12 protein-coding genes and 1 pseudogene are annotated in these 11976 nt (G+C 64.8%); 3 read left to right on the top strand and 10 right to left on the bottom strand.

The window, feature by feature from the left end:
- Nucleotides 1–174 precede the first annotated feature (174 nt).
- From E1263_RS39680 to E1263_RS39645, 8 genes are all read right to left on the bottom strand, one after another.
- Nucleotides 175–699, bottom strand: a complete 525-nt coding sequence (locus tag E1263_RS39680) for a PASTA domain-containing protein (protein ID WP_132177155.1) — start codon at nucleotides 697–699, stop codon at nucleotides 175–177.
- 83 nt (nucleotides 700–782) lie between these two features.
- On the bottom strand, nucleotides 783–2093 hold the full coding sequence (locus E1263_RS39675; protein ID WP_132177153.1) for a replication-associated recombination protein A: 1311 nt from the start codon (nucleotides 2091–2093) through the stop codon (nucleotides 783–785).
- Nucleotides 2093–2464 (bottom strand): MmcQ/YjbR family DNA-binding protein, encoded by a 372-nt coding sequence (locus E1263_RS39670; RefSeq protein ID WP_132177151.1) that lies wholly within the window; start codon nucleotides 2462–2464, stop codon nucleotides 2093–2095. The genes E1263_RS39675 and E1263_RS39670 overlap by 1 nt, the downstream gene beginning before the upstream one ends.
- A gap of 462 nt (nucleotides 2465–2926) precedes the next feature.
- Nucleotides 2927–3649, bottom strand: a complete 723-nt coding sequence (locus E1263_RS39665; RefSeq protein ID WP_202869279.1) for a DUF5984 family protein — start codon at nucleotides 3647–3649, stop codon at nucleotides 2927–2929.
- Nucleotides 3646–3990, bottom strand: a complete 345-nt coding sequence (locus E1263_RS39660) for a CPCC family cysteine-rich protein (protein WP_132177149.1) — start codon at nucleotides 3988–3990, stop codon at nucleotides 3646–3648. Before E1263_RS39660 ends, E1263_RS39665 begins: the two co-directional genes overlap by 4 nt.
- A 129-nt stretch (nucleotides 3991–4119) precedes the next feature.
- The gene (locus E1263_RS39655) at nucleotides 4120–5670 is read right to left on the bottom strand and encodes a PIN domain-containing protein (protein ID WP_132177148.1); all 1551 of its coding nucleotides are present in this window, start codon (nucleotides 5668–5670) and stop codon (nucleotides 4120–4122) included.
- Nucleotides 5671–5713: 43 nt separating this feature from the next.
- Nucleotides 5714–6790 carry a redox-regulated ATPase YchF gene (gene ychF / locus E1263_RS39650; RefSeq protein WP_132177146.1) on the bottom strand — a complete coding sequence of 359 codons (1077 nt, stop codon included), beginning with the start codon at nucleotides 6788–6790 and terminating at the stop codon, nucleotides 5714–5716.
- A 40-nt stretch (nucleotides 6791–6830) separates the two neighbouring features.
- Nucleotides 6831–7361: a GNAT family N-acetyltransferase gene (locus tag E1263_RS39645; protein WP_132177144.1), complete on the bottom strand. Its 531-nt coding sequence runs from the start codon at nucleotides 7359–7361 to the stop codon at nucleotides 6831–6833.
- 72 nt (nucleotides 7362–7433) lie between these two features.
- Here E1263_RS39645 and E1263_RS39640 point away from each other — a divergent pair, with 72 nt between their 5' ends.
- Complete coding sequence (locus tag E1263_RS39640; RefSeq protein ID WP_238161992.1) at nucleotides 7434–8360, top strand: DUF817 domain-containing protein; 927 nt, start codon at nucleotides 7434–7436, stop codon at nucleotides 8358–8360.
- 72 nt (nucleotides 8361–8432) lie between these two features.
- Nucleotides 8433–9236 carry a polysaccharide deacetylase family protein gene (locus E1263_RS39635; RefSeq protein WP_132177142.1) on the top strand — a complete coding sequence of 268 codons (804 nt, stop codon included), beginning with the start codon at nucleotides 8433–8435 and terminating at the stop codon, nucleotides 9234–9236.
- Nucleotides 9237–9299: 63 nt separating this feature from the next.
- Here the strand turns inward: E1263_RS39635 and E1263_RS39630 are convergent, their stop codons facing one another.
- Together E1263_RS39630 and E1263_RS39625 are read right to left on the bottom strand one after the other, a co-directional pair.
- A complete protein-coding gene (locus E1263_RS39630) occupies nucleotides 9300–10496 on the bottom strand; it encodes a DNA recombination protein RmuC (protein WP_132177140.1) in 1197 nt (398 codons plus the stop codon).
- A 72-nt stretch (nucleotides 10497–10568) separates the two neighbouring features.
- The gene (locus tag E1263_RS39625; protein WP_132177138.1) at nucleotides 10569–11432 is read right to left on the bottom strand and encodes a hypothetical protein; all 864 of its coding nucleotides are present in this window, start codon (nucleotides 11430–11432) and stop codon (nucleotides 10569–10571) included.
- Between the two features lie 289 nt (nucleotides 11433–11721).
- Between E1263_RS39625 and E1263_RS39620 the strand changes: the two are divergent.
- Nucleotides 11722–11976: pseudogene (locus E1263_RS39620) on the top strand (sugar hydrolase); the annotation flags it as partial.

The following is an 11976-nucleotide window of genomic DNA, read 5'->3' as shown; positions in this document are numbered from 1 at the left end:
ATCCTCCACACCGACCTCGAAAACCCCACCGAGGCCACCGCCGCCGTACTAGCCCAGGCCGGCAACGCCATCGCCCTCTCCCCACCGGAACTCATCACCGCAGTCCACGAGGCCGCCCGAACCCTGACGACCCTCCACTAGGCGGACAACAGGTTGGGCAGTGGTGCACGTCCGCTATTCCGGGATGAACACCGGCTTGTCGGGGATCACCGGTTCGGGCGGCAGCGTGCGGACCCAGATGTTCACGACCGTCGGTGGGAGGTTGAAAGAACCGCCGGTGGGGCTTTGGTCGGTCACCGTGTTCTCTTCGGCGGAACTGGTCCATTCCCAGACCGTTTTCACGCCGTAGCCTTCGGCCCGGAGGGTGTTGAAGGCGTCGACGTGCGTCATCCCGACCACACCCGGTACGCCGAAGAACTCCTCCTGATTTGCGAACGCCGCCAGATCGGCCCGGCGCAGTACGAATCCTTCGGGCAGCCCGGTGTTCAACCGCATCGCCGCATCGTCCAGCACCTCGACAAGCCTGATCCGCACGGCGGAATCCGTCACCCGCCCGACAGCTTCCTGCAGTCCGCCCAGCTCCTTGACCTGCCCGGTCAGCACCTCGTCGAGCCCAGGCTCCAACTCGGCGTACAAATCGTGGCAGACCTCTTCCCCGTCCGCCCCTAGGTAACAGAACCGCCAGTACGAGTCCGACATGACTCCCCCTTGCTCGAACCATCTTGGCTTCGAGTCTCCAGACCAACCTTCAGCCAGGCTTCAGAACCACGCCCTCAACCCTGCTAGTCCTTCTGGCGCGTGGCGCCGGCTCGTAGGGCGGCCCATTGGCGGAGGCGTTCGGTGATCTGAGATTCGTAGCCGTTGCGGGTGGGCTTGTAGTAGGCCTCGCGGTCCATTCCCTCGGGGAAGTAGTCGGCGCCGGAGAAGCCTTCGGTGGTGTCGGGGTCGTACTGGTAGTCCTTGCCGTAGCCGAGTTCCTTCATCAGCCGGGTGGGGGCGTTCAGGATGTGGGCCGGCGGCATCAGGGAGCCGGTGCGCTTGGCGGATCGGTGGGCGGCGTTGAAGCCGCGGTAGACGGCGATCGACTTGGGAGCGGTGGCGAGATAGACGACAGCCTGCGCAATCGCCAGTTCTCCCTCGGGTGAGCCCAGTCGCTCGTAGACGTCCCACGCCGCGAGCGTCTGCTGGACTGCATGCGGGTCGGCCATGCCGATGTCCTCGTTGGCGAAGCGGACCAGGCGACGCGCCACGAACAACGGGTCTTCACCGCCGTCAAGCATGCGGGCGAGCCAGTACAGGGCGGCGTCCGGATCCGAGCCGCGCATCGACTTGTGTAGCGCGGAGATCAGGTTGTAGTGGCCCTCCTGCGCCTTGTCGTACAGCGGTGCACGTTGCTGGACGAGCCGGGTGAGCGCGGTGGTGTCGAGTGGCGGCTCGGCGGCGGGCAAGGCCTGGAGCTGTTCGACCATGTTGAGCAGGTAGCGGCCATCGCCGTCTGCCATGGCGGTCAAGGCATGGCGCGCGGTCTCGTCGAGTGGCAGCGGGCGGCCGGTGAGCTCCTCAGCACGCCCGATGAGCGACTCCAGCGCGGCCTCGTCGAGGCGCCTGAGAACGAAGACCTGGGTACGGGACAGGAGTGCGCCGTTGAGTTCGAAACTCGGGTTCTCCGTGGTGGCTCCGACCAGGACGATCGTGCCGTCCTCGACGTACGGCAAGAAGCTGTCTTGCTGGGCCCGGTTGAACCGATGGATCTCGTCGACGAACAGCAGCGTGCCCTGTCCGACCGTGCGCCTCTGCTGGGCTGCGGCGAACACCTTCCGCAGGTCGGCGACACCGGCGAACGTGGCCGAGACAGGCTCGAAGTGAAGGTTGCTGCGATCGGCGAGGAGTCGCGCGATCGTCGTCTTGCCAACTCCGGGCGGCCCCCACAGAACCGCGGAGACCAGGCGTTGCTGCGCGACCATCCGGCCAAGCGGAGCTTCAGGGGCAAGCAGGTGCTCCTGCCCGACAACCTGGTCAAGCTCCGTCGGCCGCATCCGGTCAGCCAGCGGACGATGGGGTTCATCCTCGAACAGCGGCAGGGTCGGTTCCATCAGTTGTCCTTGCGCGACGGCAAGCCACCGGCGACCAAGTCATATGAGTGCTCCACCGCATCCACCACCATCCGCTCGGTGACTCGCTCGCCCGGCCCGATCGAGATCCAGTGCCGCTTGCTGAGGTACCGGCCCGGCGTGATCGACGCATACCCGCGCTGCAGCTCCGCGCCGTACTCCGGTTCGCACTTGACCGTGACGATCGGATTGTCCGGATCGTCCGTGACGATCAGAAACACCTTCCCGGACACCTTGAAGACGTCGAGCGAGTCGACGAAGGGCCGGCCCTCACTGACCCCCGGCAGAGCACCGGCCGCACCCCGAGCCGCGAACTGAAGCCGCTCCCCCGCCGTACGCGTCGATTCCGCCATGGTTCCATCCTGACCCACGCCACGGACAGTTCTCTGTGAGTGACCCCAAGCCGTCAGCTGGCCACTCGAACGAGAAAAGCACCGCGCCAACGATCGGATAGACGACCCAGAACCAGCCACTCTCGTACAGCTCGCGCAAATCTTGTCTTCGTTCGTGGACAACACGGTTCTGTCCACGAACGAAGACACAGCACGGGTCTGTCAGTGGCGCAGGTCCGGCGTACCGATCAACGGGTGGTGGTCCGCAGTAACCCGTCAACGACTGTGCCGGCACGCGGCGCGAATGGCCGCTGGACGAACCACTACCCGTCCATCGGTACATCCCCGGCGCTGCCGGACGCCCAGGCCATCACAATCGGCCGGTGGCTGTGGTCGCAGGCGGGCAACCGGCCGAACGGTTCAGTTGTGATGGGCCGGCCGTCCGGCGAGGCGATGCCCGTTGGGCGGTAAGCGGAATTCGACCTAGTCGCGTCGCGCATGAGCGTCAGGACGTAGTTGGGTGGCTCCGGTTCGTACGGCGGTCCAGTCGGTTGTGCGGATGCGAGAGCGGGCGCGGGTGAGCCACTGGGCGCGGTCTTGGTGTTCGCGGTGGAGGTTGGGAAGGTCGAGGTCAACGCCTGCGCGTGGGGAGGCTTCGACTTCGATGGCGCGGGCTTCCATGGCGGCCATCAAGGTTGCGTGAAGCTCGTCGACGGCGGTGACGAAGTCGGCAACGGTGACTGTGGTTCGCAGGGTTCGGGGCTCGGCGAAGTTGGTGGGGGCGTTCCAGTCAATGGTGAGGTCGTTGCCGGTTCGCCAGCAGCGAAGGCTTGGCGACTCGCGGAGGTAGCTGAAGTTCAGGCTCCGGTCGGACCAGCAATCGATGGCGGCGTCAGCTGCTTCGGACTCGACGTCGCACCAGTCGCGGCCGTCGGATTCGAGAAAGCCGAGCAGGTCGGTCGGCACGTCTTCGAGCGCCGCGGGCAGGAGCGCCAGCAGGTCCTCCCACAGCCGTACGACGTAGTAGTCGACGTACGGAATGTCGTAGTCAGCCGCGAACTTCAGCAGGCGAACATCCCCCAGCTCGATCCAGTACCAGCCGTCAGTGAGGCCGAACCAATGCAGAGTCGGCTTGTCGCCACCCCACAGCCCGACCTCCGCCAGCGGGTGGAACCCGAACCGGAAGCGAATCGGTACGGCGCTCACTTGCGCCTCCAAAAGGTGGAACGCCACCAGTAGAGGACTGTGTAGTCGGGAGGCCAGGGGCGCTCCTGGACGCCTCGCGGTTCGAAGTGATCCTGCCGCACGTCGATCGGCCGCCAGCCTTCGTCTACCCGATCGGCAGCCTCGGGGCTGCGCACCTTGCTGACGAACCGCTCTTCCATAGCTCCGAAGCGCGCGAAGGTCCGCTGGGCATCTCGGAGGGACAGGCTGTTGGCACCGCCTGCCCAGTCGGGCCAACGGAGTTGGACTGCGTCGTCTTCCCAGAAGCAGATCGAGCAGATCTCGTAAGACCCGGCCTTGCGTGCTTGCGCCGGAGGCGCCAATGGAACAGTCGCCGCCGAAGGCGGTGTCGGTTAGACGCCGGAGGCAGTATCAAACATTGAAGCGGAACTCGACCCAGTTCCGCTACCATTCAACCTGTGATCTCACATTCTTCGCTCTAGAAAGTAGGGCTAAAGCAGATCCGACTCAGGATGTTCCCCCGTCTCATCGTCGCCCTTTTGTTCAGGCATGACATCTGCGACAGCCACCTCCGAGCCCTCGGACAAGTTTTCGCCTTTCGCGGGCGTCTCCGGAGCACCTACAGCCTTCGGCTCACTCCGTCCGGTAATCAGCGCTGCCCGCAGGTCGTCCATGTACTTCGGGTCATTCATCGGCAACTTTAAAGATCCCACTACCCTTTGCAAGGCAGTCAAGAATTGTGGATCATGGAGTGTCGAAGCAAGGGACGGAAATAGATTAGGCTGCATCGCTTGTATCGCCGCTGTCAGGCTTGGGGTCATCGATTCAATCAGCTTGGGATCAATGACAGGCTTGAAACCAGCCAACGCTCTGGCGAATGTTCCACTTAGGGCGGAGCGATTCCGATCGCGCACGTCCTTATCGTGCCAATCGGCCCGCATCGGATCATCCACCCGGCTAGCAATCTTTGTAATTTCACCACCGAGCGGCTTTCCGACTGAGTTCGTTGCAAGGTAGCCACGGAAAACCAATGGTTTCGAGATCTGCATCTCGAAGGTCTGATCCTCAGGCGATAGAGTCGCCGAAGCCGGTATTTTCTCAACGACTGGCCGACTAAGTACCAACACGGATTCGCCCGTGATCTTGAAATCAATCAGCGCCTGGTCTCCACCCGCCGCCCCCCTGATCTCGAAATCGAAATCAGAGAGCTCGCCTACCGCGAGGAGCTCAGCCCAGATCGTATCGACTGGCAGAGCACACTCACGAGGAACCACAATCGAGGGCGCGACGCCTGGCAGTACCTCTTGAGCAACGAATCGCGTCAATGTTTGTGCTCGAAGCTGACTCCGGAGATTCCGCATGTCTTGCGGAAGCTCGGGGGCTAAGGTCGCAGCCAAATCGGAGACCATATCCCTCAGCTCATGCGCGTACTTCACACGCTCAGAAAAGCCAGCCGCAGCTAGCTCCTCCAGAAGCTCCGCATGAAGCACCGCCGGTACCGGGTCGGGCTCCTGATCGGATTCAGGTGCCGAATCGCCCCCAAAGTCACCGGTATTGTTTGAAACCCAGTAGAGATCATCATCGGGATACTGGCGCAGAAGCTCCAGCACGGTCAGCCAGTTCAGCGTGTCCCGGTATCCATCACCGGACGAGTTACACGGCTTCCTCCGCGAAACGGCGCGCTCAACAACTACCGAGTGCGGGACATTCGGAACCGGAACGATGATTGCGTTCAGGTCGGCGAGAATCGCCGTCAGTTGATCCCCGTAATTTTCGGCCGCTTCATGAATGGACATCTCCAGGTCATCGGCTGCCGCCGAGAGCCCGAGTCCGATGAACCGCTGCTTCTTCATCCACCCTTCGGCCGCTGTCTGCAGTCCGACAAGCGATCGCTGGTAGCCGGCGACGGCCTCAAGTTGCACCACACTCGGCACGACGATCTTTAGATCCCAGGCCTCAGCGGCATGCGCCAGAACGCCCCAAGCATCGCTCGCACACATCGGGTCAGCCCCGAAGACGGTCGTATCCAGCACGACGAGCATCGCCGTCACTCCATCCCGAGCTGCTACTTGCTAGATCCAGAGGTCAGACGTTAAACCTGAACTCGACTACGTCGCCGTCTTGCATGATGTAGTCCTTGCCTTCCATGCGGACCTTGCCTACGGCGCGGGCGGCGACGAGGGTGCCGGCGTCGAGGAGGTCTTGGTAGGAGACGATCTCGGCCTTGATGAAGCCGCGCTGGAAGTCGGTGTGGATGACGCCGGCGGCTTCGGGGGCGGTGGCGCCTACCTTGATGGTCCAGGCGCGGGCTTCCTTCGGGCCTGCCGTCAGGTAGGTCTGGAGGCCGAGGGTGTCGAAGCCTACGCGGGCCAGGACGTCGAGGCCGGGCTCTTCGATGCCCATCTCCTTGAGCATCTCGAGGGCTTCGTCCTCGTCGCCGAGCTCGACGAGTTCGGCTTCGAACTTGGCGTCGAGGAAGATGGCTTCGGCGGGGGCGACCAGGTCGCGCATCTGCTGCTTGAGGGGCTCGTCGGAGAGCTCGTCGGCGTCGCAGTTGAAGACGAACAGGTAGGGCTTGGCGGTCATCAGCATGAGTTCGCGGATGGCGTCGCGGTCGACGTTCGTGGCGATGATCGGCGTACCGGCTTCGAGGTGCTTCTGGGCCTCGCGGACGGCTTCGAGGGTGACGGCGGCCTCCTTCTTGAGGCGCATCTCCTTCTCGAGGCGCGGGATCGCCTTCTCGACGGTCTGCAGGTCGGCCAGGATCAGCTCGGTCTGGATCGTGGAGATGTCGTCGGCCGGGGAGACCTTGCCGTCGACGTGGGTGACGTCGTCGTCGCGGAAGACACGGGTGACCTGGCAGATCGCGTCGGACTCGCGGATGTGGCTGAGGAACTTGTTGCCCAGGCCCTCACCCTCGGAGGCACCGCGGACGATCCCGGCGATGTCGACGAACTGCACCGTGGCCGGGATGATCTTGGTCGAGTTGTACAGCCCGGCCAGCTTGTTCAGGCGTTCGTCCGGTACGCCGACGACCCCGACATTCGGCTCGATCGTTGCGAACGGGTAGTTCGCCGCGAGCACGTTGTTCTTGGTCAGGGCGTTGAACAGGGTGGACTTGCCCGCGTTGGGGAGCCCGACGATTCCGATGCTGAGTGCCACGGGCGTCAAGAGTACGCGGGTCAACCGCCTTGGCCCCAATTCAGAGCAGGAACGACTCCAGTTCGGCGTCGTACCAGCGGGAAGTCCGGCCCAGGGAGCGCATGCCGAGGCGGCGGCAGACGGCGAGGGAGGCGCCGTTGTCGGGGCGGACGACGGCGTAGATCTGTGGGAGTCCGGCTTTGAAACCGTGCTCGATCGCACCGCGCGCGGCCTCCGTGGCCAGACCGCGGCCCCAGGCGTCCGGGTGGAAGTGCCAACCCACCTCAACCTCGCCCTTGCTCGCCGTCCCATCCGAGGGCTCCGGCAGTGGGACGAGTAGGACGGTCCCGGCGACGGTCCCGGTCGCGCGCTCGTGGACGGCCCAGACCCCGTACGGCGCCTCCTGGCCCCGCTCGTTCCATCGGTCGATCACCCGGTTCGCGCTCTCCCGGTCCGTCATCACCTTCGGGTCGGCGCCGAGCCAGCGGGCGACCTCCCAGCGCCGGTAGATGTCGAACACCCGGTCACCATCGGCGGCCGCCCAGTTACGCACGAGCAGCCGATCGGTCTCGTAGACCACCTTCGGTTCCATGGCGTCCTCCCGGTCCTTTGCGGTTCATTTAGGAGGGTCGAACCAGCCGGGGGCAAGTAACGTCTCCACTCTGTGACCAGTTGGAGAAAGCTCGCCCCGGATCGCTCACGCTTCGTGTTCGGTTGCCTGCAATTCCTGCGGTTCGGCCTGCTCGAACTCGTCTCGTGCCTGTTCCCGGCGTTCCTCTTCGCCGGCCTCGCGATCTCCAAATACGTCGAGCTGCCGATCGCCCGGTACGACGCCCTGCTGATCTACTGCCTGGTCCTGACGCTGCTGTTCTGGGTCGTGCGGCTGGAGACGTGGCGTGAGGTCGCGGTGATCTTCGGGTTCCACCTGGTCGGCCTCGGACTCGAACTCTTCAAGGTCAAGATCGGTTCGTGGCAGTACCCGGGTGACGCGGTCACCAAGTTCGCCGGCGTACCGCTGTTCGCCGGTTTCATGTACGCCGCAGTCGGCAGCTACATCTGTCAGGCCTGGCGGCGATTCGATCTGCGGGTGAGCGGCTACCGTCCGGTCGCGACGACGATCCTCGCCGTACTGATCTATGCGAACTTCTTCACGCATCACTGGATCCCGGATCTGCGGATCCCGATCGCTGTCGCGCTGCTGTGGGTACTGCGGAAGGCATGGGTCTTCTACACCGTCGGCGGACGGCGCTACCGGATGCCGCTCGCGGTGTCGTTCGTGCTGATCGGGTTCTTCCTGTGGATCGCGGAAAACTTCGGCACGTTCCTCGACGCCTGGAATTATCCGGACCAGGTTGATGTTTGGCGACTGGTGCATCCGGCGAAGTTCGGCGCTTGGGCCCTGCTGGTCAGCATGAGCTTCGTGCTGGTCTCGAGTGTCAAGGCTCTCGAGGGCAGGCTTTATCACCGCGGTGTGCCCGCGACGGTCGCCACACCACGTGCGACCGAGGTCACAGCAGCAGCAGAAACCGGCGGCTGTGAAGGCGCTGAGACCTCACCGCAACATGGGAATGCCAACCATGGAAGGAGCTGAGGCGTCTTGAAGGATGTGAGGCTCCTGAGGGGGAGCGACTGGGGAACATCCGCCTGCTAGAGAGGGAGCATCATGTCCCGAAAGTTCGCCGCATTCATCGCGACCGGGGTGGCGCTGGTCATCGTCGCCGGTGCGTTGCTGGTCCTGGCGCTGGGACACGAACAGCAGCCACAACCGGCCGCCGCGACCACGCAAACGTCACCGCCGCCGAACAACCCGCCGTCCGGCACACCGTCCAACGAGCCGACCGAGACGCCGACCAACGCCGCGCCGCCGTCGACACCGGGCAAGCCGGCCGGTGACCCGACCGCCAACCTGGTCAAGGGCAAGAACAAGAAGGTGTTGTTCTTCAGCTTCGACGACGGGCCCGACCCGTACTGGACGCCGAAGATCATGGAGGTCCTGGCCAAGCACGGTGCGCACGCAACGTTCTTCCAGCTGGGCAAGATGCAGTCCGAGCACCCTGGCCTGCGCGAGCAGATCCTTGCCTCCGGCAACACCATCGGCAGCCACTCGATCTCGCACCCGCAGCTGACCGCGATCTCCGCGGCCGAGCGGCACCGGCAGATCTTCGACGGCCCGAAGTCGACCTGCTTCCGCCCGCCGTACGGCGCCAGTAACCCCAAGGTCCGCAAGGACATCAAGGACGCCGGCATGGTCCAGGTCCTCTGGGACGTCGACCCGCGCGACTGGGCCCGGCCGGGTGTGAACGCGATCGTGCAGAACATCCTGAACAACGCGCACAACCACAACATCATCCTGATGCACGACGGTGGCGGCGACCGCGGCCAGACCGTGCAGGCGCTCGACAAGGTCCTGCCGCTGCTGAAGGCAAAGGGCTACTCCTTCCCGGCCATGGACTGCCAGCCGCGCTGACAAACGTTGCTCTTGGCAACCGCCTGATCCCTCCGGGGTCAGGCGGTTTCTCGTTGGGGAGGGCTACCCCGTCAGCGGCGGCTGGTGGGGTGCATCGGTGACCGGCCAGCGGCGGATGGGTTCCTGATCTTCCGCGACCAGGAACTCGGGGGCGGTCAGCGGCCGGACGGAGGCTTCGATCGACTCCATCGCGGTGAGCTCGGCTTCGGTGACATGCAGGTCGCGGAGTTTGCGGGCAGTGATGAAGACCCGGCGTTCGAACGAACCGACCGTCCCGTTGTAGGCCTCGACCGCCGACGTCAGCGACCGGCCTACCCGGCCCAGGTGATCACCCATCACCGACAACCGGTCATAAAGCTCACGCCCCAGCTCGAAGACCTGCTGAGCAGACTCGGTCAACGCCGATTGGTTCCACGCATAGGCAGCCGCACGCAAGGTCGCGATCAATGTCGTCGGTGTTGCCAGGATGACGCGACGCTCGGCCGCATACTCCAGCAGCGAAGGCTCGACATCGAGTGCGGCCGACAGGAACGACTCCCCCGGCACGAACAGGATGACGAACTCGGGCGACGGTGACAGCCGCGTCCAGTACGCCTTGGCGGCCAACTGGTCGACGTGGACCCGCAGATGCCGGGCATGCGCCCGCAGCCGGTCCTCCTGGAAGTCCGGGTCGTCGGACTCGGCCGCCTCCAGGAACGCCGCCAGTGGCACCTTCGAGTCGACGACCAGGTTCTTTCCCCCGGCCAGCCGTACGACGAGGTCGGGCCGGAGCACGCCGTCCTCGTAGGAGCCCGTCGTAGTCGCCTGCTCGGTGAAGTCGCAGTGCGCGACCATCCCGGCGAGCTCGACCGTCTTCCGCAGGTGCAGCTCGCCCCAGCGCCCACGGACCTGAGGTTTTCGGAGCGCGGTCGACAAGGACGCCGTCTCCCGGCGCAGTGCCTCGCCGCTGATCCGCACCTCGTTGACCTGCTGGTGCAGCTCGCTCTGCCAGGCCGCGCGGCCCTTCTCGAGCTGATTCAGCTGGACGTGCAGCCGGTCCAAGGCTTCCTTGACCACGGCCTGGCCGCCCATCTGCTGCCCGACCGACGTCCGCTCCTGGGTCAGCTCGACGACCCGATCCTCGGCCGCGTCACGCTCGGCAGTGATCCGGGCGAGCGCGGCACCATCGCGGCCGCGCGCCCAGAGCACTCCGAATCCGGCTCCCAGCAGCAGACCCACCACCAGGAACAACAGCACCAGTAATATCGTCGCGCCACTCATGTCACAGATGGTGCCGGACACCACCGACAGTTTCTGCCTACCTACCCAGTGTCGCCCGGTACACCCGGTGAATCATCCGTTCTGACGAGCGCGGTACTCGAGGTCCTGGGCGATCGGCTGCATGATCTGCGAGACGTCCGCCATCGCCTCCGCGAGCGTCTTTCCGGCGTCGATCGCGTCGTCGAAGGCCCGGTCGGCCCGGGCCCGCTCCTCCTCGGTCTGCAGGCCGTACCGCAGCGACCAGATCGCCTGCCGGCGAACCTCCTGGCGGGTGGCGGCGCCTTCGTTCTTGATCTGCTGCATCAGGTTCTCGTACTGCCCCACGGTGAACAGCTCCTTCGGTGTCGTGCCACTGGCGGCGAACAATGCGGTGGTACTGATGCCACCTGGATCCCCATGGTCGTTCCCGGGAATGTGGCTGTGACCGTAATGACCACCTCGATTCAGCCAGATGGTCCGGCTGCGAGGCGACTCGGGCACATTATGGGGCGGACTGGCGATGAACCGCGGCGGCGGCCCGGCCGGCCAGACGTCCTTGATACCCCAGGACCGCGCTGCGGCCATGAACGCACGGAAGTTCTTCCCAGGTCTCCAGTAGCCGGTGAACGGCTTGGCCGAGCGGCCGATCACCTCGATCTGAATACAGACGCGACCGACCCGGTTCGTCATCGTCGCGCCGTCGTTGCGCAGTGCGCGGCCGCCGACGTTCAGCGGCATGAACTGCCCGAGCCGGTCGGTCAGCGGATCGTAGAGGACCTGCGGCTCGGCGGATTTGTTCTTCAGTACCCGGATCATCGCGGACCAGACCGACGACGTACCGGGATCGGCCTCGGTGGTGTGCCAGACCACGCGGGGCGGTGCTTTCGAGGTGATGGTGCCACCGGGGGACGACGGCGCTATCCGCTCAGCTCCCGGGATCCAGATCGTGCCTGCCATTGCTTTCCTTCCTCACTGAGATCTGGTCGACCCAAGGCCTGATGATCTCCCGCTGCATGCGGTGTCGCATGTCGGGGAGCGGCGGCGGACGGAAACCTTGGGCGACTCAGTGTGTTCAATGGATCACACACTGCTATTTCATCAAGTTGGCGGAGATCCGACAACAGTGAACCGTTGACAGCTTGGGGTGACTTCACGGGACTATGAGAGCGCTCTCAGACGGACGGCGCCCCCCGTCCCCGCCGCCCGTGTGCTTTGCCTTCTCCTGGGACAGATCTGAGGAGGAACTGTGCGCAAAAGACTTCATCTCCCGGCGATCGTCGCGGCTCTGGTGACCGCGGCCGGTCTGCTCACCGCCGGCAGCACTACTCCGGCGGCGGCCGTTCCGGCCACCATTCCGCTGCAAATCAGCAACAACTCGGGCCGCGGTGACGCCCTGTACATCTACAACCTCGGCACGAACCTGAGCACCGGCCAGCAGGGCTGGGCCGATGCCGCAGGCAACTTCCACGCCTGGCCGGCCGGCGGCAACCCACCCACTCCC

Origin of the sequence: Kribbella antibiotica, from assembly GCF_004349055.1 — a bacterium.
Taxonomy (GTDB): Bacteria; Actinomycetota; Actinomycetes; order Propionibacteriales; family Kribbellaceae; genus Kribbella; species Kribbella antibiotica.
Note: the sequence above shows the minus strand (reverse complement) of the source record. Positions and strands in the feature narration are given on the sequence as shown.

Excerpts from the sequence above, each read along its gene's own strand:
- E1263_RS39675 (WP_132177153.1), bottom strand. The coding sequence starts at position 2,093 with ATGGAACCGACCCTGCCGCTGTTCGAGGATGAACCCCATCGTCCGCTG.
- E1263_RS39645 (WP_132177144.1), bottom strand. The coding sequence starts at position 7,361 with ATGGAACCGAAGGTGGTCTACGAGACCGATCGGCTGCTCGTGCGTAAC.
- E1263_RS39680 (WP_132177155.1), bottom strand. The coding sequence starts at position 699 with ATGTCGGACTCGTACTGGCGGTTCTGTTACCTAGGGGCGGACGGGGAA.
- E1263_RS39625 (WP_132177138.1), bottom strand. The coding sequence starts at position 11,432 with ATGGCAGGCACGATCTGGATCCCGGGAGCTGAGCGGATAGCGCCGTCG.
- E1263_RS39630 (WP_132177140.1), bottom strand. The coding sequence starts at position 10,496 with ATGAGTGGCGCGACGATATTACTGGTGCTGTTGTTCCTGGTGGTGGGT.
- E1263_RS39670 (WP_132177151.1), bottom strand. The coding sequence starts at position 2,464 with ATGGCGGAATCGACGCGTACGGCGGGGGAGCGGCTTCAGTTCGCGGCT.
- E1263_RS39655 (WP_132177148.1), bottom strand. The coding sequence starts at position 5,670 with ATGCTCGTCGTGCTGGATACGACCGTCTTCGGGGCTGACCCGATGTGT.
- E1263_RS39635 (WP_132177142.1), top strand. The coding sequence starts at position 8,433 with ATGTCCCGAAAGTTCGCCGCATTCATCGCGACCGGGGTGGCGCTGGTC.